Source organism: Sporosarcina sp. AD_1 (genome assembly GCF_057373025.1).
Window position 1 is genome coordinate 1 of the sequence record NZ_JBPVIR010000002.1, and the last position, 22,137, is coordinate 22,137.

The window sequence follows — 22,137 nt, forward strand, 5'->3', positions numbered from 1 at the left end:
ATATCCGTGGCCGAACCACTCGTATATTCTTACAACCGTTCGTATCCCTCGCCCAATTGCTCGTATATTCTTCCAAGCGCTCGTATCCGCCGAACCACTCGTATGTTCCTCTAACCGCTCGTATCTGCGGCCGAACCACTCGTATATTTCTCATAACCGCTCGTATCCGTCGTCGAACCACTCGTATATTCCTCTAACCGCTCGTATCCGCCGCCGAACCACTCGTATATTCGTCCAACCGCTCGTATCCGTTGCCGTACGCATCCCGCGTCTACTCATATCTTCCTTCCAAGTGCTCGTCCGTTCTCAGTAACTGTTTAAATCCCTGTGTTTCGACAGGGGATACCTATGGAACAATGAAGCCAGCCATTAAGAAAGGACTATCCTGAAAGTCAGCTTCACTGACGATCGAGATAGTCCCTTTTCCATATTATTTGTCCCTTTGGCGGCTTCGTGAAATTAGCAATACCATATAAGTCAGCAAACCGAATAGCAATGTGACAAACAAGGAATGCAGCAAAGCCAGATACAAGTTAAGTCTAGTCAAAACAACGGATGCTCCTGCAAGGACTTGCATAGTGACAAGGATGAAAGCGATGATCCATCCCCAATAAATAATACGGGAGTTTTTATAGTTCCGGTACGCATGGAGAGCTATGATGGCAATCCAGATGAAAATCAATGCTGCGGCAAATCGATGGCTCATTTGGATCCATTCCCAAAAGTTTGCGGGAAGCTGGAAGTCTCCATTGCGGCACATCGGCCAGTCGGTACAGGCAAGTTCAGATTCGGTATGCCGTACAAGTGCTCCGGTGTAGATGACGAGATAAGAATAAATTGTCACGCCAATCGTATGCCATCGCATTTTTTTACCAATGATAATCTTGTCCGCATCGAACTTCTTGTCCACTTCGAAAATCAGAAGTGTTAACAGGAACACGGAGGCAAATGAAATTAGTGATATGCCGAAATGCAGAGCGAGAATAAAGTCTCCTTGGCCCCATAGTACTTGGGCAGCTCCAATCAGTGCCTGAAGAATTAAAAAGAATAAAGCCATGAATGAAAGGAATTTTGTCTCGCGTATATGGCCGATCGATCTCCACGACCACACAGATAAGATGAGAATAAAGATTCCAACTGCTCCGGTGACTAACCGGTGGGAGAATTCGATGAGCACTTCTGGTGTGATTTCATCGGGAATCAGTTGTCCGTTGCAGCCAGGCCAATGTCGGCCGCAGCCCATGCCGCTGTCTGTTTTTGTGACAAGCGCACCGCCGAGGAGGATTAAAAGCATCCCGATCGTGGAGGCGACTGCAAACCACTTCAAATATTTATGATAACGCAAATTTAGCACCTTCTTTGTGAATGATGACCATCGTGCAAAAAGGCCCTGTTTTTTGATGATAGCGAAAAAGCCGGCAAAAAACAACGTCCATTGGGTGAAAAGTGAGCATTCTATGTCCTTTTCACAAATTGTTCATAAAAAAGCCCCTTTAACTTCACAAAAGGTATACGGAAATGATTTACTATAGATAGGGTGAAGGGGTAATTATGTCGAAGTATTGCGCATTCTTAGCTGTTTTTTTGTTTAAGTATAGAAATCAGCGCAGGATTTCGATATAGTTAAATATAGTGGCTATTGCCGACATCATGGAAAGGAGGGTAACTATGTCAAACGGTCGAACGATATCAACGTCCACTGAAACGTCCGTCGAATCGGCTTCCTTATTAAAAGATTTTCTAGCACTCATTAAGATCGGCATTGTCAATTCAAATCTCATAACGACATTTACAGGCTTGTTCTTGGCAATCCGGCTGGCTGATAAGAGCTTCATCCAAAACTTGGATCTGCTTATCTATGCCTTGCTTGGTACTGCTTTGATCATTGCCGGGTCTGCAGCTTTGAATAACTTGATTGACCGGGATATTGATCCCATCATGTCAAGGACAAAATCACGTCCGACGGTGACTGGGCGATTCAATGCGACGGCTGTGTTGGCACTTGCACTCACTTTCTTGGCAATTGGAGAAATCATGCTGTTCCTTGCATCCGCTACAGCAGGATGGCTGGGGCTTGCTGGCATTTTCAGCTACGTTGTGCTCTATTCCATGTGGTCCAAACGGAAACATGTGGGCAATACAGTAGTAGGAAGTTTGTCAGGCGCGATTCCGCCGCTGATTGGTTGGGCTGCAGTTGAACCGTCTCTTGGAATGGGCGCGTGGGCTTTGTTTTTAATCATGTTCGCTTGGCAGCCGCCGCACTTTTATGCGCTTGCTATGCGAAGAACGGAAGAATACCGTGCCGCGAACATACCGATGCTGCCAGTTGTAAAAGGTTTTGCAAGAACGAAGAGATCGATATTCGGATGGATTCTGATCTTATTCCCATTGCCATTCCTATTATCTGAACTTGGCATCGGATTCATCATCCTAGCCACACTATTGAATGTAGGCTGGCTATACTTAGCGATCAAAGGCTTTAAAGCAAAAGAGGATCTGAAATGGGCGACTTCCATGTTCGTTTATTCTTTGAACTACATGACGATCCTTTTTGTCTCCATGATCATCTTTTCTATTTTCATTTAAAGGCGGGAATTTCTTCTTTTTGACAGGAATTCATTATAGAGAGGTCTAGCGTCCTCAGTAAAAGAAAACATTTTTTAGAAAGAGAGGTATACGAAGCGATGATGAAAGGACTCAAAAAATGGCGTCTCTTTTCTCTATTAGCAGTTCTTACGGTTTTCCTTGCAGGATGTGGACAAGAAGAACTTTCCACGCTTCTTCCGGCTGGTCAGGTCGGTAAGGATCAGTTCAATCTACTGCTATTATCATCAGGAATCATGTTACTGGTCATTATTGTTGTAGTAGCAATCTATCTGATCGCCCTATTCCGTTTCAGACGTTCGAAACTAGGTGAAGATCATATTCCTGAACAAGTGGAAGGAAGCCATACGCTTGAGCTTGTATGGACGATCATCCCGATTCTTCTTATTTTGCTTCTTGCTGTACCGACAGTTTATTACACGTATAAACTTGGAGATGTTTCAGCAATGGGAGCAGTTGATGATGAAGGGAATCCTGAAAATCTAGTTGTCGATGTTACAGCTAAATTATACTGGTGGGAATTTGAATACCCGGATCTAGGAATTGTAACTGCACAGGAACTCGTTGTACCGACAGATGAAAAGGTTTACTTCAACCTACTTGCTGCTGATGTAAAGCACTCCTTCTGGATTCCGGCAGTTGGCGGTAAGATGGATACGAACGTTGAAAACGTCAACAAATTCTATTTGAAATTTGACAAAGATTCCACTGACCTGAAGGACGGCGTCTTTTACGGTAAGTGTGCGGAGCTTTGCGGACCGTCTCACGCTTTGATGGATTTCAAAGTAAAGACAATGCCTCGTGCTGATTTTGATAAGTGGGTTGCTGCAATGCAAGCGACGAAAGATGAGCAAGTTGTAGCGAACCCGCAAGGTGAAGAAGTATTCCAAAAGAGCTGTATCGGTTGTCATGCAAACTCAGGAGTTGGAGAGGGCGGTGCTCAAGGACCGAACCTTGCTACTTTTGGGGATCGCAATCGAATTGCCGGTTATATGGACCATACAAAGGAAAAATTGATCGATTGGATCAAAGATCCTCAAACACATAAACCGGGCAACACAATGCCAGCTTTCCAAGATCAGCTTTCAGATGAAGAACTGGACGCGTTGGCTGAATACTTAATGGGATTATCAGTAGAAAAATAATTTCCACTTGAATTTGTAGAGGAGGTAACAAAGTGAGTTCAGTTGCTCAAAAAAAGGGTTTTGGCGCAACGCTATGGGATTGGCTGACAACAGTCGACCATAAGAAGATCGGAATCCTTTACTTCCTTGGAGGCGGATTCTTCTTCGTTGTCGGCGGAATCGAAGCGATGTTGATCCGTTGGCAGCTCCATAAGCCAAACAACGATTTCGTCAGTGCGGGACTTTTCAATGACTTGATCACGATGCACGGAACGACGATGATTTTCTTAGCGGCCATGCCGATTTTATTCGGATTTATGAATGCCATAGTACCGCTTCAAATTGGAGCACGGGACGTTGCGTTCCCATTTATTAACTCGTTAGGTTTCTGGATGTTCTTCTTCGGAGGATTATTCCTGAACATTTCTTGGATTTACGGTGAAGTGCCGGATGCAGGATGGACTTCTTACGCGTCCCTATCCCTTGCATCACCTGGCCATGGTATTGATTTCTACGCTATCGGGCTTCAAATAGCCGGTGGTGGTACGTTGATGGCGGGGATCAACTTCCTGGTCACGATCATTAATATGCGTGCACCAGGGATGACTTACATGCGTATGCCATTGTTTACATGGACGACGTTTGTAGCGTCTGCGATGATTCTCTTCGCATTCCCTCCATTGACAGTTGGTTTGTTCTTCTTGACATTTGACCGTATGTTCGGAGGTAACTTCTTCCATCATGCGATGGGTGGTAACACGATCATTTGGGAGCATATTTTCTGGATTTTCGGTCACCCTGAAGTTTACATTCTAATTTTGCCGGCCTTCGGTATTTTCTCTGAGATTTTCTCTACATTCTCAAGGAAACGTCTATTCGGTTATCCATCCATGGTATTCGCGACTGTCCTTATCGGATTCCTCGGATTCATGGTTTGGGCTCACCACATGTTCACAGTTGGCTTAGGACCGACAGCGAACGCAATCTTTGCGGTTGCTACAATGGCGATCGCTGTTCCGACAGGGGTTAAGATCTTCAACTGGCTCTTGACTATGTGGGGCGGTAGCATCAAAGTGACGACACCAATGTTGTACGCGCTTGGATTCATCCCATCATTCGTAATGGGTGGAGTTACAGGTGTCATGCAAGGTGCTGCACCACTTGACTATCAATTGCACGATTCTTACTTTATCGTTGCCCACTTCCACTACGTAATCGTTGGTGGGGTTGTGCTTGCGATCTTGGCAGCGACTCACTACTGGTGGCCAAAAATGTTTGGTACCATGCTGCATGAAGGCCTTGGAAAAGTGACATTTGTGTTCTTCTTCATCGGTTTCCACATGACATTCCTTATCCAGCACTGGTTAGGATTCTGGGGTATGCCGCGCCGAGTATGGACATTCATGGACGGCCAAGGATGGAATATGGCGAACTTTATCAGTACGATCGGTGCTATTCTCATGGCAATCGGCGTTATTGTACTCGTCATTAACATCATTATTACATCTGTTAAAAATGTTAGAGTTTCCAATGACCCATGGGGTGACGGACGTACACTTGAATGGGCGATTGAATCTCCGCCTGTTTATTACAACTTCCCGACAACACCGCTTGTCCGTGGATTGGATACAGTGTGGATCGAGAAAATGGAAGGAAATGAAGCCGGTTATACAGCAGCGGAGCCTGTTAAGGATATTCACATGCCGAATGGTTCCATCATTCCGTTTTTGATGTGCGTTGGCTTATTCGTTGCTGGTTTCGGTGCGATGTTCCGTACGGAAACAAGCTGGGGACTTCCAGTTCTTATCATCGGTCTAGCTTTCACATTTGTCTGCATGTCGGCCCGTTCATTGATTGATGACACTGGCTATTACATTAAAAAAGATGAATTGCTTCGTGATATGAAGCGCAAAGGAGGTCAAGCATAATGGATTTGAATAAAAAATTCACTCCAGAAACATGGCCTGATCATCCGGAAAAAGCGACACTTGAAGCAAAAAATAAGTTTGTCGGCTTCTGGCTATTCCTTGGGGGGGAAACAATTCTCTTCGCAACTTTGTTTGCGACGTATATCGCGCTTAAAAACTCCGGGCCAAGTGGTTTCGGGTTTAGCACGCAAGAACTTTATGAATTGCCACTTGTTTTTGTTATGACGATGTTGCTTTTAACATCCTCTTTAACAAGTGTTTATGCTATGTATCACCTTCGGAACTACAACTTCAAAAAGATGCAGCTTTGGCTTGCAATCACAGCATTGCTTGGTCTCGGCTTCCTTATGCTTGAAGTATATGAGTTCTCCCACTATGTGAAAATCGGATTTACTTTTGGCAACAGCGCATTCAGTTCGTCCTTCTTCACATTGGTAGGAACTCACGGTTTCCACGTTGCGATTGGTCTTGTTTGGATCACATTACTTATTTTCCGTAATGCGAAAAGAGGCTTGAACCTTTATAATGCAACTAAGTATTACACCTTCTCGCTTTACTGGCACTTCATTGACGTTGTGTGGGTATTCATCTTCACTGTAGTCTACTTGATGGGAGTGATAGGTTAAGATGGCAGAGATCGAAGTTTACAAAAGGACGCCTGCTGAGCAGGCCATGTTGAAGAAACGGGCAAAGCAGTCGATGAAAGGCCAAATCATGATGTTTTCCCTCATGATCTTCTTGACTCTTATTTCGTTTTCGATGGTTGTCGCATTTGAAAGTGGGGTAGCTGGTTTCTCCAAATACTTCGTTGTTCCAATGCTGATGCTTTTCGCGGCTGTCCAAGTCGGTTTACAGTTGTATTATTTCATGCATATGAGTGAAAAAGGCCATGGCATTCCACAAATGTTCATGTTTACAGGAGCGCTATTCGGTTTCCTCATTCCATTGACTTTCGCTACGATTGTTTGGTGGTAATCGAAAACTCCACGGATTCCAAATCCGTGGAGTTTTTTATGATTTTGCATGACTAATTCGTACAATTGCAAATGTCAAAGTTCGTTCATTGTCATCGAAGACGGAACGTTCTATAATGGGGGTAGTCTGAAAAAGGAGCGATGGCATAATGCCTTTAAGTATTTTTGGGTTTCGTGCCTTATGGAGTCCTTATTTTTTGTTCTTCATACTGGCTGGTATTGTTTTATATTTCCTGCTTACGAAAAAATGGAGGAATCGGTTTGAAGGCAGTGAACAGGTGACCCGCAGGGAAATTACCTATTTTCTGCTTTCCATGTTTCTTCTTTACGTGGTAAAAGGATCTCCAATGGATCTGCTCGGACATATTCTATTCTCTGTCCATATGGCACAAATGGCCATCCTGTTATTAATTGTCGCACCGTTTTTCATCATCGGCATTCCGGATTTTATTTGGAAAAAGGTCTTATCCGTTTCAATCATTGACCGTATCGTCCGGTTGTTTACCAAACCGATTATTAGCCTGATGGTTTTCACACTGATGTTTTCGTTATATCATTATCCGTTAATTTTGGATTATGTTAAGCTCAGTCTCGTTCTTCATGCTGTTTTTACCATCACTTTATTCATAGCTGCACTATTCCTTTGGTGGCCAATTGTTAATACACTCGAAAGCCAGCCAAAGCTACATGGATTGAAAAAAATTGGCTATGTTATTCTAAGTGCTATTCTTATAACACCTGCATGTTCACTTATCATTTTTGTGGACGTGCCTGTGTACGAAACGTACTATAGCGGGGAAGCTTGGTTGAAAGCGATGGCACTATGTGTTCCGCCAGGGACCTTGTCGGGCTTATCCATTTCCGGTCCTGAGCTCTTTACGAATATGCCAACATTATATGACCAGCAATTGGGTGGTATCATTATGAAAGTGATCCAGGAGCTGATTTATGTTGTTGTGATCGGAAAGATTTTTATCCAGTGGTATCGTGACGAGCAGATGAATGCCGATGAAATTACGAAGAAGGCATTGATTGACCGTCAAAACCTGGAGTATCATAACTAAATTGCACAATTTCTAGACGAGGGGATTCCAAATGAACGTTCCTTTATTGCCAACGATTAGTACTTTTTTTATTGTGTTATCCGCCATTTTTGTTGCAATTGGCTGGAATTTGATTCGACAAAGAAAGATTGAAGCGCATAAAAAAACAATGATAGCTGCTGCTGTATCAGCATTGATCTTTTTTATCATCTATCTTTCCCGAACGGTGTTCATTGGCAACACTGCTTTCGGCGGACCAGAACATTTGAAAATTTACTACACGATCTTTTTAATATTTCACATTACCTTGGCGACTGTCGGTGCCGTCTTAGGGATTTTCACACTTGTCGCAGGGTTCAAAAACAATCTGATACGACACCGGAAATTAGGACCGGTGACCAGCATTATCTGGTTTTTCACTGCGATTACAGGAGTTGCTGTCTACTTGCTTCTGTATGTTTTTTACCACGGCGGGGAGACAACTTCCGTCATCAAAGCTATTTTAGGATTATAAAAAACGCGCTGCCTTTTACGAAAGGCGCGCGTTTTTTGTGCTTTCTCATATCTTGAAATTCATTTTGATAATGCCGGCTTCACGGGCTGTGTTAAAGAGGATGACAATGAGCGGACCGATAAAGAAGCCGAGAAATCCAAATAGCTTCAAGCCGATGAACATTGCAATTAATGTTGGTAGCGGGGAAAGGCCAATTTGGTTCCCCATCACTTTCGGTTCTACCGTTCTTCGGATAATGAGCAGGATGACTGCAAGAACAGCCAGCTTCGTTCCCATTCCGACATCTCCGCTAACAAGCTGATACAGCGACCAGGGAGCGAGTATGATGATTGATCCCAATATTGGGATAACATCGATGATCCAAATAATCAGCGACATGACGACTGCATACTTTGGAGTAATTACGAGAAGGCCCACAAATGTGACGGCTAGGATGATCAGGCTGACAAGCAATTGGGCTTTCATGAACCCGAAGAAGACAGAGTTCAATTTAGACATCATATATCGGACTTTCTTCGCGGTATCGTCGGTTAAATGACGGAAGAACATCTTTTTTAAGTCCGGCAATTCGAGCATGAATAAGAAAAGGGCAATCATAAAGACGATCAAGCTGACAAGGAAATTGGGGATTTCGCCTGCCAATGTCATGATCTTATCGGAACTTAACAAACTGGTTAAAGAATTCCGAAGGGACACGATCATTTTATCAAATTCATCTTGAATGGCTTTTACGAATTCAGGAGGCATGCCGGCTGTATAATTTGACATCTTGCTCTGCAAATCAATCCAGACACCAGAGAGCTTATTTAGATGATCCGGTGCATCTTTTGTAAATTGAATCAATTTACCGATCAGGGAATTGACAGTGTAGTATAGTAGAGCTGCTAATAAGGCGACAAAAAAGATGTAAATGGTGATAACGGAAACTTTCCGCTTCCACTTGAATTTTGATTCAACCAATTTAACGAGCGGTTCAAATACCATGGCGGTAAGCAGGGCAATAATGATTGGTACGGAGACAGGCAAAATGAACAGGCAGATCAGAATGAGAGCTATTATGGAAATCGCAAAAATGAGAATTCGTTTTGTAAACCAACGGGACAACGGCAATTCCTCCAATTAATTCATTGTTTCCATTATAACCAAAAAAATGAGGAATGAATAGGCAAAAAAAGCCGGAGAACCTGTCGTTCCCCGGCTGTAACGAATTATTTTGCCAAATTAAAAGTTTGAAGTTCTTCATACACTGCTTTAAGCGTCGCTTTGCAGTCTTTGATCAAGCCTTCTGGATAGACTTCGTCTTCTCCGTATTCAACACCATGTGGATAGTAATGCTTGCCCACAGCCGGCGTTTTCAAATGGATGACGGCTTCACGTGTGCCGATATCCTCGTCGGGTGTATAACCGAAAACACGCAAATAATAAGTGCCTTCTTTGATCACATATTTTTTATCATACGTCACCCGCTCATAATCCCATTGACCCGCACGGATCAGATCATGCTTTGTCATAACTTCATCCAGAACGGACAATTCGGCAACGATGCCTTCGATTCCAGTATTTAGAATGTCCATAATTCAAATCCTCCTTCATTCATAACCAGTCATTTGCCTATACTTCATAATCATAGAACAAATTACCGGTAGTTGCAATGACAACATTGTGTCATGCAGGATTCGTACAGCATTTCAAGTGGTTTCACCGATAGCTTGGCTACTATGTATTCAAGAACTTCGATGTCAATCAAGGCGTCCTATTGACAGTTGAATTGGAATCTATTTGCCGCAGCTTACATATTGTTATCTGAAAAATGCCGAAATAAGCAAAAAGGGTGTAAAACTCATTCTCTCTCATGTTAAAGTAGTACTAATAATCATGAATCGAAAGTAGGGCGCAGTCGAAGTGAAAGTTATTTGGAAAATAGCTCTGTTACTCGTCATCCTTCTCGGCCTATTTTATTTGATGGATACGCGTATAAAAGAGAATGAACCATTAGAATCGCCTGTCAAGCACGGCACGGCAATACCGGTTCCAGAAAAAGAATTGAATAGCCAGGTTGCTGGAGCAGAACGGCCTGACCAAGGCTTATCCATCTTTGTCGGTAAAACGACTGACCAGCTCATTAAGAAGTATGGAGATCCCGACCGAATTGAGCCGTCCGCATACGGCTATGATTGGTGGATTTATTCGGAAGAGCCATATTTTATGGCCGGTGTGAGCGGGGACCACATCAATCAAGTGTTTAGTGCAGATAGCCAAGTGGATATGAGCCCATTTACAATCGGCCAGGATGTCAATCAAGTATATCGCTCAACGATTATAGAATCGGAAGTGGATGTGCAGCTAGGCTCTAATCTATATATGTTTTCATTAAAAAGTGAGGATATTGCCAATCGGGCGCTCGTGAAATTCAAGGATTTGTATGCTCAAGTATACGTCGATGAAGAGGATGCCAAGATTGAAGGAATCCGTTTTATCGAGCCTGAGACTCTGGTAATTCATCAGCCATATGATATGGAATATAGCGGAGAAATGATCAGTATTTCTCCGCCTTCAGCTTCCATGCAAATGGAAGTGGACCGTGCCATGGAACGACAAGTTTTTGAATTAACAAATGGATATCGGAAAAATCATGGTCTGACCGAGTTGAAAAACGATTATTGGCTTGGTGTCCTGGCACGAGAACATAGTAAAGATATGGCTCTGGAGAATTATTTCTCGAACGAATCCCCTTCCACCGGCACGCTTAGCGACCGCTTGAAAACTTCGGGCATTGTGCAACGCAAAGCCGGCGAAAATATTGCATTCAATTATGTGGATGCCATTGAAGCGGTGCATGGTTGGCTGAATTCATCAGCTCACCGTCAAGTGTTGCTGGATAACGATTTTACACATTTAGGTACTGGGGTATACGGCAAATATTATACGCAGGACTTTATCCAGACCGAAAATAAAAAGAAAGAAAGCCTTAATCCGAATACGGAATGATCCACGTTCCTTTTTCAATCGTATCGATGCCTCTTATGTATAGGGGCATCGATTTTTTATGTGCATAAATAGCAGCGCGTTTCTGGATGATGGGACGCGCCTCCTCCAGTAGCGGAAGTAATTCCGGAATGGTGAGGCGGTCGATTTTTTTACTCTCTGCCGAACGTTTTGGATCGGTTGTCATAACGCCTGGCACATCTTTAAAAAACTCCACATGGATGGCCTGTAATGCTGCTGCCAATGCAACAGCGGTCAAGTCACTGCCTCCGCGGCCGATTGTCATAATCTGACCACGCTCGTTGACTCCCTGAAAGCCGGGGATGATGATGCAAGCGGATTCCTTCAACCCATCAATAATCATGGTCGGATCAATATCTGTAATGATGCCGTCGCCAAATTCTCCTTCTGTCCAAATGCCTGCATGGATGCCGTGCAAGACTTGATTGTCGATGCCCGCCTCAATTAACTCGGCTGATAATACAGCAGAGGCGATAATTTCACCGCAAGACGCGGCCAAATCTGATGCCGCTTTGGAAAAATTGAAAGCATCGGTCAGCCGCAATAAGCTATCGGTGGAATAGGGATCACTTCCTCTGCCGATTGCTGAAACGACGACAACGACATTTTGATGATCCCTGATACCGGCAGCGATATGCCTGATGCATTTTTCTCTCGTTTGTTTATCTTTCATGGCGACGCCGCCAAACTTCTGAACAATCATTTCGGCCCCCAACTTTCTTCGTGACGTTCGTTTACTGCCCTACATACGATAAAGTATAGTTCGCTCTCAATATATTCGTGTCGATTCAAATTTGTTCGGGAAAGGGGAGAGGACTTCTGTTACTTTCGGAGCTATTAAAAGACTGGCCTTGTCAAGTGCTTGGAGGTATTCATACCGAGGTAAAAGGGGTAACTGAGCATTCGACAAGGATAAGCGAAGGGTACCTGTTTGTAGCAAGGAAGGGAGGGAAGACGGACGGGATCTGTTATGTCGAGGAGGCGATTGAGAAAGGTGCTTGTGGTATTGTGATTGATCGCAATGCTGCGATGGAAATGACGGATCAAATGTCCATCCCGCTTATTATTGTCCCGGATTGCAGGAAATTCATTTCTTATGCGAGTGCAAGACTGGCAGGGAATCCGTCGGAATTATTGACTATAGTGGCCGTTACAGGAACGAACGGTAAAACAACGGTGACGTATTTTGCCAGCCAGTTGCTACAGATGGCCAATGTGAAAACGGCAGTCATTGGAACGACGGGTATTTTCATTGATGGCCATCAAACTGTCACCTCGTACCCAGAAATGACAACGTTGCCTCCGGAACATTTTCATCAGCTGCTGAAAGACCTTGTGGATGCCGGTGTGACGCATGTTCTCCTGGAAGCCTCCTCCATGGGGCTGGCCACAAGCAGATTAGCCCACTGCAACATTGATATTGGCGTATTTCTTAATATTGGCATCGATCATTATGAGGAGCATGGAGGGAAGCAGCAATATTTAGATTCCAAGAAAATATTGGCGTATCAGGCGAAAACGTTGATTGCCAATTCGGAAGATGAGATTTGCAAACAAATGGTGGGTGATGCGAAGGTGCCTGTCCATTATTTTGACTATGGAACGATCTGCGGGGAGCAGATTGATGAGGAGCTGATCCGTCTGCAGCTCCCGGGCAGGCACAACCGAATGAACGCGGTTGCAGCCCTGGCAGTACTGCGTGTACTTGGTTACGAACTGGCAGACATTCTTCCGCTAAGTCAATCACTGCAGTTGCCTGAAGGACGATTGCAATCACTTCAACAGGATGGCATTACCGTTTATGTTGATTATGCCCATACACCGGATGCGCTCGAAAATGTACTGCAGGCATTAGCAGGCGAGTGTTCCGGGAATCTGATTACGGTCTTTGGCTGCGGCGGGGACCGAGATCATGGCAAGCGTCCGAAAATGGGGGAAGTCGCCTCAATGTATTCGACGGAAGTTATCATTACATCGGATAATCCGCGATCGGAAAATCCATCTCAAATTATTGAAGAAATATTACAAGGAATACGTATGAAGGAAAATGTGCGTGTCCAGGTAGATCGAAAAACGGCCATCTACGAAGCGATTGCACTGGCAAAAACCGGAGATATGGTCCTAATCGCTGGAAAAGGGCATGAGAAGACACAATACACGAAAGAAGGAGTCTTCCCATTTTCCGATTATGAGGTAGCGGCAGAGGCATTTCAGAACAGATAACGAGCCTGTTGGAAAAGAGTAGTTCAGAAAAGATGCGGGGGAACCCATTTCTTTGGTATAATTGCTTGGAATGGAGGGGTTGTCTCAATGATGATGACGGATGAATGGCTGAACATCATCGAATGCGCGGAAGAACTCTCCGAGATGATATTGCGTTCTGATGTCGCGGCGGAATATCGGAGGGCGAGCCAGGCAGTTTACACGGATAAGAATTTGGTGAAAGCGATTCAATCGTTTACAGATTTGAAAGAACGATACGAAGAAGTACAGCGCTTCGGAAAATACCATCCGGATTACAATATAGTAATGAAAAGCATCCGTGCCGACAAAAGGGCACTCGATGTCAACGAACAGGTCGCTGCTTTGCGTCTGTCCGAGAATGATGTACAGCAGTTGCTGGATGAAGTTAGCACAATCATCGCCCAGTCTGTTTCGTTGGCGGTAAAAGTCCCTGCGGGCAATGGTTTGTTCACGACCTCCTGTGAAGGCGGATGCGGGTCGGGTGGAAGTTGTTCCTGCTCGGCTTGATTGCATAATCCAAGTGATTCTGCACGAAACAAAGAAGACAATAAGGCTATCCAGAAAGTCAGAGACATCTGATTTTCTGTGATAGTCTTTTTTAAGGTAAGGGGAGGGGGTACAGCCTGATTTATTGGCGTTCGTCCTGACATATTGGCGTTCACTTCGATTGATAGTCGCCCAGCCTGAATTTCTGCTGTTCAGGAAAATGACCACACTATTATCACCTTCAAATGATATCAACCAGTTACTATAGCTCATTCAAGACTTCGCATGTCCAGCCAATTATGTTGTTCTACATTCGAGAGGATTTCCACTAAATGAAAAAATCAGCGGGAAGAGAACGAAATGTTCTGCTCCAGCTGATTTATTTTTCTCTATGGGTTCTGTTTCATTTCAATCAGGTTATCAGGAACCTGGATAACCCAATGCTACACTATGAGACTTTACCCCATTCTATTGTTCTGCTGATTGGACCAATTTCATCATGGCAGAAGGGTTGTCTGTTATGAAGCCGGATGCTCCGGCAGTCATAAGTTTAGCTGCTCGTTCAGGGTCATTTACACCTTTATAATACACTTTAATATTCAATCCTTTAAGAAACTGGATGAATGCTTCTGTCCGTAACGAGAAGACGCCTTTCTTATTGGATAAGCAGAAAAGGTCGGCGTTCGGTTTGTATAAATGGCCGAATTGGCTTGTGAATGAAGTGTATGCTTTCATTTGTTCATCATTGCCTGCGCCAATGGCCACTTTGTTTTGTGCATAGAGATTGAAGCGATCCGTTTGCTCATCGAACGGGCTTGTGACGGCTACACGATCCTGGTCGCCGGTCGTTTCCAATAAACGCCATAGTTTGGATGGCATCAGGCTGCCTTCATATGTGTCAGGCGAGTCTTTAATCGTAATGACAAAAAGGAGATGCGGAAATGCGGCGAGAAGCTCTTGTAAGCGTAAGATTTTTTCCCCTTTTCCTCGGTATGCGTACGCTCCGTCTTCGTCTTGGAACATATATCCCGCGTCGGCACGATTCAATTCTTCCCATGTGTAATCGGCTACTTTTCCGGAAAAATCCGTCGTTCGATCGGTCATTTCGTCTTGGAAGACGATGATTTCCTCGTCTTTCGTCAGCCGGATATCGATTGCAAAACCATGCACACCGGTTTCCGCAGATTTTGAGAAAGCGGCCATCGTATTTTCTGGTGTTTCGACAGAGCCGCCATGCGCGGCCAATACGACGGTTTCATTGAATTCCAATGCGGTTTTCGGTTCGCGTGGAACTTGTTTTGATACGACTTTGGATGCTGCCCATGCCGCTACACCGGCAGCTCCTACTGTTAATGCGATTGTCGTCTTCTTTCCCATTTCCTAACCTCCTTCCAAATTTCAACGGCTACTCCTTCCTATATTATAGGCGAAAAGAATAGGGATGTCAGCAATGTTCAGTTGCAGTGCTTTTCCTACCTATGGTATCGTATGGAGTAGGAAAAGAGGGAAAATTTTATGATTGATCGACAAGGAATCATTGTGTATCTTCAGCACTTGAAGCAAGCAAAATCATTTCGAAAATACGGTCATGTCCATTATATTTCACGTCGAATGAAATATGTCGTCCTGTATTGTGATCGAGATGAAGTGGAAGCGACCATCCGAAAAATTGAACGGTTGCCATCCGTGAAAAAAGTGCTGCCATCTTATCGCCCATTTGTCAAAACGGAATATGAAAATGCCAAACCGGACAAAGCGAAGGAATATGATTATAAAATTGGGCTTTGATCGTTACTGCAATGGCGGCAGTAAATGGTTCAGCCGTAAGATGCCGATAATGTACTGATAATAGAGCGAAGCTTCGGCGAAGGCGGTGGAGTGCTGCAAATCAATTGGAATCGGAGCGCATCCATTCTCTTGGGATGCCTGTTCGAACAGCAGCCTCCTTTTCGGCAATTCCTCGCCCTTCTGCAAAATCCCTTCCCTGCAAATATAAATCGGCATGAAGTGGCCCTCTCCAGCTGGATGGAAAGCGGCAGCTAGGGAGATGACATTTCCTTTGTCAGTTGCGGCGGAAAAGATGAATGTGCGATGGAGGCGCCGGGCATTTGTATTCATCAGTTCAATCAATTCAAACACGTCGGAAAAGCCTTCACCAAGTTCGATAAAACGTTGCTGAAGCATGAACAGACACTACCTTTCAAAAACTAGTTGTACGGGTATCATAACATGTATGATTCCTCGTGCCTATCATTCCATGTAATGAGGTGCCATCGTTGAAAATCATCATGAGGACACTAGTCCTTCTCGTTTTAATCAATGCCGTATTATTGTATATGCATTACTCTCAAATGGAGGGCGCTTCAGGGAAAGGCTCAGAAACCGCGAAGTATGATCAGGAAATCGAAGTGACCCAGCGGAACGATGGACTGTATATCAGGCAGCATTTCAAAGGGCTTGAAAATGGCAGATATGAAATTGTCTGGCCTGAACTTAGTGAGAATGAAGCATGCTACATAAAAGACAAATCATCCTGCACTCGGATGAATGATTCTGTCACCGCCATCTTGGAAGGGGACGCTGCAGAACAATCCATATCATATCAAATCCCGATTAAATCATCCGATTCTTCCATTCTCTATGAGGAATTATTCGCAAAGTTGAGGAATGGGACAGTTGGGACCACTATGCTTCATGTCACGGATGAAACAAATTCAGGCGGTGTCTGGATAAGTGAATTGGATCGGATCGGTACGAAAAAACTAAACCGAATTGAATATACAATGTTCTACGGCAGTGGAAAAGCGGACCTGCTTTACTGGCAGAACAAAGAGCTGCCGGAAGCATATCGAAGCGAACAAATTTCAATCTTTGGAAATGGTGTTCATAAAGAACAGGCGGCTCAATTGGAAGGGTTGCTGAAAAAAGTTGACGCCCCTCATATGACCGTTGTCGTGGGTGCGAATCAAAAGCCGTTCATGAAAGGACGTCTGGTGTTAACTGATCAAGTCGACACAGAGCTTCTTGAAGGCCGGTTAGTCCAGTATGGCGTAATGGCACGCTATGGTATTGCAAGCAGTGAAAGAATGACGGCAAACATCGCAGCTTCCTTACTGATTGGCGAACCATATGGGAATGGTGCTGCCAAAAAAGCGTATGAAAAAATCACAGAAAAACTGTCAGCTACTCAATTGGAGCAATTGAACAAAAAATTAGGCAACACCTCAAAATTAGATCCTCAGACAATGGATCAGCTTATCGGGGAAGTCAGCGGCTTAAAGACAACATTTTTGGAACATGCTGCAGACGAACAGTATGGTTTTTATTTTGAAGATCCTAGAGAATTGAAAATCAACGGAGAAAAAGCGGAAGGCGTCTCGGTTTTATTGGAAGACGGACAAGTATTTTACTCGGGCAAAGAACTGTTCAGTCAATTGGGATACACACTGGAATCCAATCAGCAGTCCATATATGTCACAAACGAATCTAATAAATACAGATTTTCTTTACGGGATCCTTTCTATGTGTTGAACGAAAGAAAATACTCTTTGCGGACGGAACCATATAAAAAGATGAATGGCGCTTATTATTTTGAGGAAGATGCAATAAAAAGAATCTTTTCATTGAAAATCCAAAAGACCGATGGCGCAATTGATATCAGCTCTGCAGTGGGCAAGGAAGGGGAAACCGATAAATGAGAATTGTTTCGGGATCTCGGCGGGGTATTCCATTAAAAGCTTTGCCGGGTGATACGACAAGACCTACGACAGATAAGGTGAAGGAGTCCCTCTTTAACATGATCGGCCCTTACTTTGATGGTGGAACGGCAGTTGAACTTTTTGGCGGCAGCGGATCTTTATCTTTGGAGGCTTTATCGAGAGGCGCGGATCAAGCTTATGTGTTTGAGCGAAATGCAAAAGCCTGTGCCATTATTAAAGAAAATGCTGGAAAATGCCGATTTGTAGATGAGTTGGCCATTTTCCGCACGGATGCACGCAATGCTGCAAAAAAATTGAAGACGATGGATGTACAAGCAGATCTGCTGTTTGTTGATCCTCCTTATGCAAAAACGGAGTTTTACGGCTTAGTCAATGATTTTATCGATCTGGAGCTGATGGCACCCGAAGCGATTATCGTCTGTGAACATGACAAGAAAATGGAGCTGCCTGAGTCGTATGGTGATTTTTCTAGAGTGAAGCATGTGGTCTATGGCAGCAGTGCGATTTCGATCTATAGGAAATGAGGTTTCAACATGACAAAAATAGCAGTGGTCCCAGGAAGTTTCGATCCGATTACGAACGGCCATCTCGATATTATTGAGAAAGCGGCAAAAGTTTTTCCTGAAGTCAGGGTGGCAGTAATGAATAATTCCTCGAAGAATCCGTTGTTTACGGTGGAAGAACGAATACAACTCATTCGGGAAGTTACATCCGCCCATTCGAATGTGGTGGTCGAATCGTCTTCCGGGCTTCTCATCAATTATGCCAGGAAGGTGGGCGCCTCAGTGATCGTTCGCGGTTTGCGGGCCGTATCCGACTTCGAATATGAAATGCAGATCACATCGATGAACAGAATGTTGGATGAAAGCATTGAGACGTTTTTCGTCATGACGAAGAATAATTATTCGTTCCTCAGCTCTAGCATCGTCAAGGAAGTTGCCCAGTACGGCGGGGATATTTCCGCCCTTGTTCCGGTTCAAGTGGAGACTGCACTTAAAAAGAAATTCAATCAGTAACGAATGGTAAAAGGACGGAGGAGCGTGTTTGCATCCTCTCGTCCTTTTTTATCGTATAACATTGTTATGTGTAGATTAAAAACAAAATGAGCGGGACTGCTATCACGCTCCAGAGCCGGCTGAGCAAATACGGCTTCAATGAGAGATTGGCCGCCTTTGCAATGACATAGACTTGCATATGGATGCTCAATCCGTTGACAGAGATGATGGCTGCAATGATGAAGGGATAAAAACTCATCGAATAAAAATGATCTGTGGCGGACTGGACGCCGGAGGTCATTTCGAAAAGGGACAGAACAATCGTTTTCGCTATGCCGATATCCACAGTGAACGCAGATGAGGCGGTCGTTGTTATGACATTACCTAATGAGGAGAAGAATATGACGGTAGTTGCTACAAGTATGATGACAGAGGAGCTGTCTTTTATCGCATCAAGCAAAGGTCCTGAACTTTTCGTTTTCGTTTGGATTTCTCGATCATCTTGTCCCTCCTCCGCGCGCAAAAGGAAGAGAGTCAGCAAAAAAAATAATAAATTTGCAATATGAATGGCGGCTAACAATTTCCAGCCTGACTGGACGTTGCCAAATAACTCTGTCCCGACGAAGCCGATGATAAACATTGGACCTGGCGCATGGCAAGCGGCAAGCAGTAAGCTGCTCTCTTTTTTTGAAAGCTCTCTGTTTTTATACATTTCCGTGACCGTGACCGCGCCGACTGGAAACCCGCCGAAAGAGCCGAGAACGTAAGCCTTCAGATAGCTTTTCCAACTTTTTGGCCGATTCCCAGCAGAAGGTGTCTTTAATAGCCATTGTGTCAAAATGATGTACGGGAGTAAATAAGGCAATAGCGCATTTACAAAAAGATAGGCGCCAGCTTCTGCACCGTCATGGGCCGTTCCAGGCTGGAAAATGAACAGCAGGATCAATCCCCATATAATGATGATGTTAATCATGTATCGGATGGGCGCGTAAGAGGATACTAGTCATTGGAAGCTGCTCCTTTCGAATAAATTTGCACCTTCGATAGCGTCTTAAGAAATTGGCAAAATGCTATACGAAACAGTGCGTGTGGGATAATATGGAGAGAGTTAAATTGCTTTGCCGAATGTTCTTTGCCATGAATATAACTTCCTGATTTACAGGAACCACTTATATATATGTGTGAATGGAACAGGCTATTAATGGAGGTGTGCTTTTATGAAGATGAGAAAGCTGGGATTGTACGGCGTAATCGTTGTCGTATTAATATTCTTGTTTTTTTACCCGTTGGACTCATATATTTCGAAGCCAGGAGGTGCATATGACCTTGCACCACTTGTAGAAGTGGCTGGAGGCAATGATCATGAAAGCGGGACATTTAATTTGATGACAATCTCCATTGCGAAAGCAACCCCGCTATCATACGCCTTTTCCAAATTCTCCGACGAACGTAAAATTATGCCCGTCCAAAAAGTTCGGAGAGAAGGGGAAAATGACAAGGAGTATAATATCCGGCAAAGAAAATTGATGTCCGATTCACAATTTAATGCGATTACAGTTGCTTTTGACCGTACCGGCCTGCCTGTCGATATTCAATTTGATGGTGTCTTCGTTGTCATGGTTCTTCCAGGCAGTGCTGCAGATAATATTTTGGAGGTCGGGGATAAAATTCGATCTGTTGACGGCAAGGAACTGACTGAATCTGGTCAATTTGCTTCTGTCATTTCTGAAAAAAAAGAAGGCGACAAGGTGGATCTTTCTATTGAGAGAGGCGATAAACGCCTCAATGTTACAGTTGTATTGAAAGAGATACCAAAAGCGGAAGGTAAAGTCGGTTTGGGGATTCAATTCCAGGAAGATCGTCTGTTGACGACTAAACCGGAAGTGAAATTCAGTACGGGAGAAATTGGCGGCCCATCTGCAGGACTAATGTTTACACTGGAAATCATGAACCAATTGACAGATGAAGATTTGACAAAAGGCCATCAAATCGCCGGAACTGGCGAAATGCTCGCAGATGGAACAGTCGGTAGGATTGGGGGAGCGGAGTTCAAAGTGATGGCTGCGTCCAAAGATGGAATCGAAATCTTTTTTGCTCCGGATGATGAACTTTCAGAGGAAGTAAGAAGTGCCAACCCGGGAATCAAAACAAACTATGAAGAAGCCGTTGCAGCGGCGAAAAAAATAGGCACGAAAATGAAAATCGTGCCTGTCAAGACAGTGGATGATGCTCTCGATTACTTGATGAATTTAGAGCCCAAATGATTAGAGGATAAGAGGACGGTTGAGGTAATCCGTCCCCAGCGTCGCACTCCCTTGATCTTGTGTGATAGCTAATGCATAAATATCAGATGCCCGAATATCAGCGGTTAAGGAAGGATCCTTAAAAGAGGCTGCTTTGCTGACTAATGGGAGTTTCAATTCCTTTTTGGTACGGTTTAAGTAGTCTCTTCCATTTGCTGTCATGCCGAGCAACCGCAAATATGAAGCGTGGGGTATTTCTTCCTGCATACTTGTGGTGAAGCCTGTAAGAATGTGTGTGATCATCCGCTGGATGCGTGTCCACGTGTAACGCTTTGACTTAACTTGTTCCATGAAACCGCTAAATGTTTGATTCGACAAAGCGGCTTTATAGATCGAGTTCTCTATACCCTCTACAATATCAGCAATGGAAGTGAGCCGGGAAGGTCCTTCTCGGACAATGATTAGCCGCAAATAAGGATAGAAATGTTCCCAGCTCCCGAAAGCCTCCCGCTCTTGCTGCCATTTTTGCAATAAACGCTCCGATGCTGCGGGAAGAAAGCCGGATACTTCTTCCAAGGCGCCGCTTGTGAAAAACGTTTTGCGGATGCCTGTAGCGCTCGCTATGGCGTTTCCGGCAACAGCATCATCATGATACTGGGCGACAATTCGGGGAATGGTAACAGGAGTCATAGATGAATGGATTTCCTTCGCCGCCTCCATATAATGATAACCTAGGATGTTATTCGGTTTCGTCAGGTCGACCGGGGGATCTGTTTTTAGGGCATCCTCAAGTATGTGCCTGTAGGCCTCGTTAAGGGCTTTCGGATAACTCATCCCGGAAGACATGGCTTCCTTGACGGCTGCATCATAGCTGACCCGGTGCTGTTCAATTAAATCCAGGCTTTCCAGGAAAGGCTGGATCGTGCCATCCTCACTTCCGAAACAATAAGCATGGCAATGGGCTGCATCCAATATTTCGATCGCCCCTCTAGCAAAAATGGGCGCATTTGCAGTAGCAAAGCGATAAGGCAATTCAAAGACAAGATCGACGCCGGACTGTAAAGCCATTTGAGCACGAGTCCATTTATCGGCAAAAGCAGGTTCGCCCCGCTGAAGGAAGTTTCCGCTCATCACAGCGATCATTACATCCGCACCGGTCCGCTTTTTTGCTTCCTGGACATGATGAAGATGCCCGTTATGAAACGGATTATATTCCACCACTATTCCTGTAGCTTTCAAAGTGACCATCCTTTCGGT

General features: G+C 44.3%; 25 protein-coding genes. 15 read left to right on the forward strand and 10 right to left on the reverse strand.

The annotated features are described in order from the left end of the window. From ACSW3C_RS03210 to ACSW3C_RS03220, 3 genes are all read right to left on the reverse strand, one after another. Positions 1-181 (reverse strand): hypothetical protein (locus tag ACSW3C_RS03210; protein ID WP_486560891.1); only part of this gene is annotated, 181 nt, incomplete at its 3' end. After that, positions 151-279, reverse strand: a complete 129-nt coding sequence (locus ACSW3C_RS03215) for a hypothetical protein (protein ID WP_486560893.1) — start codon at positions 277-279, stop codon at positions 151-153. The genes ACSW3C_RS03210 and ACSW3C_RS03215, both read right to left, overlap by 31 nt. 151 nt (positions 280-430) lie before the next feature. Further along, positions 431-1,345, reverse strand: coding sequence for a COX15/CtaA family protein (locus ACSW3C_RS03220; protein WP_486560895.1), 915 nt, complete (start codon positions 1,343-1,345; stop codon positions 431-433). A 323-nt stretch (positions 1,346-1,668) separates the two neighbouring features. Between ACSW3C_RS03220 and cyoE the strand changes: the two genes are divergently transcribed. The 7 genes from cyoE to ACSW3C_RS03255 all read left to right on the forward strand — a co-directional run bounded on the left by cyoE (position 1,669) and on the right by ACSW3C_RS03255 (position 8,187). Further along, positions 1,669-2,586, forward strand: coding sequence for a heme o synthase (gene cyoE / locus ACSW3C_RS03225; protein WP_486560896.1), 918 nt, complete (start codon positions 1,669-1,671; stop codon positions 2,584-2,586). A 98-nt stretch (positions 2,587-2,684) separates the two neighbouring features. Then, complete coding sequence (gene coxB / locus ACSW3C_RS03230; protein WP_486560897.1) at positions 2,685-3,749, forward strand: cytochrome c oxidase subunit II; 1,065 nt, start codon at positions 2,685-2,687, stop codon at positions 3,747-3,749. A 32-nt stretch (positions 3,750-3,781) separates the two neighbouring features. Continuing rightward, positions 3,782-5,656: a cbb3-type cytochrome c oxidase subunit I gene (locus ACSW3C_RS03235; RefSeq protein ID WP_486560898.1), complete on the forward strand. Its 1,875-nt coding sequence runs from the start codon at positions 3,782-3,784 to the stop codon at positions 5,654-5,656. Next, positions 5,656-6,282, forward strand: a complete 627-nt coding sequence (locus ACSW3C_RS03240; RefSeq protein WP_486560899.1) for a cytochrome (ubi)quinol oxidase subunit III — start codon at positions 5,656-5,658, stop codon at positions 6,280-6,282. The genes ACSW3C_RS03235 and ACSW3C_RS03240 overlap by 1 nt, the downstream gene beginning before the upstream one ends. Position 6,283: 1 nt before the next feature. Then, positions 6,284-6,631: a cytochrome C oxidase subunit IV family protein gene (locus ACSW3C_RS03245; RefSeq protein WP_238084314.1), complete on the forward strand. Its 348-nt coding sequence runs from the start codon at positions 6,284-6,286 to the stop codon at positions 6,629-6,631. Positions 6,632-6,779: 148 nt separating this feature from the next. Continuing rightward, positions 6,780-7,694, forward strand: a complete 915-nt coding sequence (gene ctaG / locus ACSW3C_RS03250) for a cytochrome c oxidase assembly factor CtaG (RefSeq protein ID WP_486560900.1) — start codon at positions 6,780-6,782, stop codon at positions 7,692-7,694. 31 nt (positions 7,695-7,725) lie between these two features. Beyond that, entirely contained in the window at positions 7,726-8,187 is a 462-nt protein-coding gene (locus ACSW3C_RS03255) for a DUF420 domain-containing protein (protein ID WP_486560902.1), read from the forward strand. Positions 8,188-8,232: 45 nt separating this feature from the next. On the opposite strand, the gene ytvI is transcribed toward ACSW3C_RS03255, so the two are convergent. After that, entirely contained in the window at positions 8,233-9,291 is a 1,059-nt protein-coding gene (ytvI, locus tag ACSW3C_RS03260) for a sporulation integral membrane protein YtvI (RefSeq protein ID WP_486560903.1), read from the reverse strand. Between the two features lie 104 nt (positions 9,292-9,395). Next, positions 9,396-9,761, reverse strand: coding sequence for a YugN family protein (locus tag ACSW3C_RS03265; RefSeq protein WP_238084305.1), 366 nt, complete (start codon positions 9,759-9,761; stop codon positions 9,396-9,398). A 328-nt stretch (positions 9,762-10,089) separates the two neighbouring features. Between ACSW3C_RS03265 and ACSW3C_RS03270 the strand changes: the two genes are divergently transcribed. Next, positions 10,090-11,175, forward strand: a complete 1,086-nt coding sequence (locus tag ACSW3C_RS03270; RefSeq protein ID WP_486560904.1) for a CAP domain-containing protein — start codon at positions 10,090-10,092, stop codon at positions 11,173-11,175. Here the strand turns inward: ACSW3C_RS03270 and ACSW3C_RS03275 are convergent. Then, complete coding sequence (locus ACSW3C_RS03275; protein WP_486560905.1) at positions 11,156-11,896, reverse strand: amino acid kinase family protein; 741 nt, start codon at positions 11,894-11,896, stop codon at positions 11,156-11,158. The genes ACSW3C_RS03270 and ACSW3C_RS03275 overlap by 20 nt on opposite strands. A 77-nt stretch (positions 11,897-11,973) precedes the next feature. Here ACSW3C_RS03275 and ACSW3C_RS03280 point away from each other — a divergent pair, with 77 nt between their 5' ends. Both ACSW3C_RS03280 and ACSW3C_RS03285 read left to right on the forward strand, forming a co-directional pair. Beyond that, positions 11,974-13,416 carry a UDP-N-acetylmuramoyl-L-alanyl-D-glutamate--2,6-diaminopimelate ligase gene (locus ACSW3C_RS03280; protein WP_486560907.1) on the forward strand — a complete coding sequence of 481 codons (1,443 nt, stop codon included), beginning with the start codon at positions 11,974-11,976 and terminating at the stop codon, positions 13,414-13,416. A gap of 87 nt (positions 13,417-13,503) precedes the next feature. Continuing rightward, entirely contained in the window at positions 13,504-13,944 is a 441-nt protein-coding gene (locus tag ACSW3C_RS03285) for a YlbF/YmcA family competence regulator (protein ID WP_486560909.1), read from the forward strand. A gap of 447 nt (positions 13,945-14,391) precedes the next feature. On the opposite strand, the gene ACSW3C_RS03290 is transcribed toward ACSW3C_RS03285, so the two are convergent. Continuing rightward, positions 14,392-15,300 (reverse strand): glycerophosphodiester phosphodiesterase family protein, encoded by a 909-nt coding sequence (locus tag ACSW3C_RS03290; protein WP_486560910.1) that lies wholly within the window; start codon positions 15,298-15,300, stop codon positions 14,392-14,394. Between the two features lie 138 nt (positions 15,301-15,438). On the opposite strand from ACSW3C_RS03290, the gene ACSW3C_RS03295 reads away from it, so the two are divergent. Then, entirely contained in the window at positions 15,439-15,711 is a 273-nt protein-coding gene (locus ACSW3C_RS03295) for a YlbG family protein (RefSeq protein WP_486560911.1), read from the forward strand. A gap of 3 nt (positions 15,712-15,714) precedes the next feature. On the opposite strand, the gene ACSW3C_RS03300 is transcribed toward ACSW3C_RS03295, so the two are convergent. After that, a complete protein-coding gene (locus ACSW3C_RS03300; protein WP_486560913.1) occupies positions 15,715-16,107 on the reverse strand; it encodes a DUF7147 family protein in 393 nt (130 codons plus the stop codon). A gap of 92 nt (positions 16,108-16,199) precedes the next feature. Between ACSW3C_RS03300 and ACSW3C_RS03305 the strand changes: the two genes are divergently transcribed. The 3 genes from ACSW3C_RS03305 to coaD are packed head-to-tail and all read left to right on the forward strand — an operon-like array spanning position 16,200 to position 18,658. After that, positions 16,200-17,621, forward strand: a complete 1,422-nt coding sequence (locus ACSW3C_RS03305) for a stalk domain-containing protein (protein WP_486560915.1) — start codon at positions 16,200-16,202, stop codon at positions 17,619-17,621. Further along, on the forward strand, positions 17,618-18,166 hold the full coding sequence (gene rsmD / locus ACSW3C_RS03310) for a 16S rRNA (guanine(966)-N(2))-methyltransferase RsmD (RefSeq protein ID WP_486560916.1): 549 nt from the start codon (positions 17,618-17,620) through the stop codon (positions 18,164-18,166). Before ACSW3C_RS03305 ends, rsmD begins: the two co-directional genes overlap by 4 nt. A 9-nt stretch (positions 18,167-18,175) precedes the next feature. Then, positions 18,176-18,658: a pantetheine-phosphate adenylyltransferase gene (coaD, locus tag ACSW3C_RS03315; protein WP_486560918.1), complete on the forward strand. Its 483-nt coding sequence runs from the start codon at positions 18,176-18,178 to the stop codon at positions 18,656-18,658. Positions 18,659-18,722: 64 nt separating this feature from the next. Here coaD and ACSW3C_RS03320 read toward each other — a convergent pair whose 3' ends face one another. Next, positions 18,723-19,610, reverse strand: coding sequence for a hypothetical protein (locus ACSW3C_RS03320; RefSeq protein WP_486560920.1), 888 nt, complete (start codon positions 19,608-19,610; stop codon positions 18,723-18,725). A gap of 244 nt (positions 19,611-19,854) precedes the next feature. Between ACSW3C_RS03320 and ACSW3C_RS03325 the strand changes: the two genes are divergently transcribed. Next, positions 19,855-20,901: a SepM family pheromone-processing serine protease gene (locus ACSW3C_RS03325; RefSeq protein ID WP_486560922.1), complete on the forward strand. Its 1,047-nt coding sequence runs from the start codon at positions 19,855-19,857 to the stop codon at positions 20,899-20,901. On the opposite strand, the gene ACSW3C_RS03330 is transcribed toward ACSW3C_RS03325, so the two are convergent. Then, positions 20,902-22,128: a nucleotidyltransferase gene (locus tag ACSW3C_RS03330; protein WP_486560924.1), complete on the reverse strand. Its 1,227-nt coding sequence runs from the start codon at positions 22,126-22,128 to the stop codon at positions 20,902-20,904. Positions 22,129-22,137: the final 9 nt, after the last annotated feature.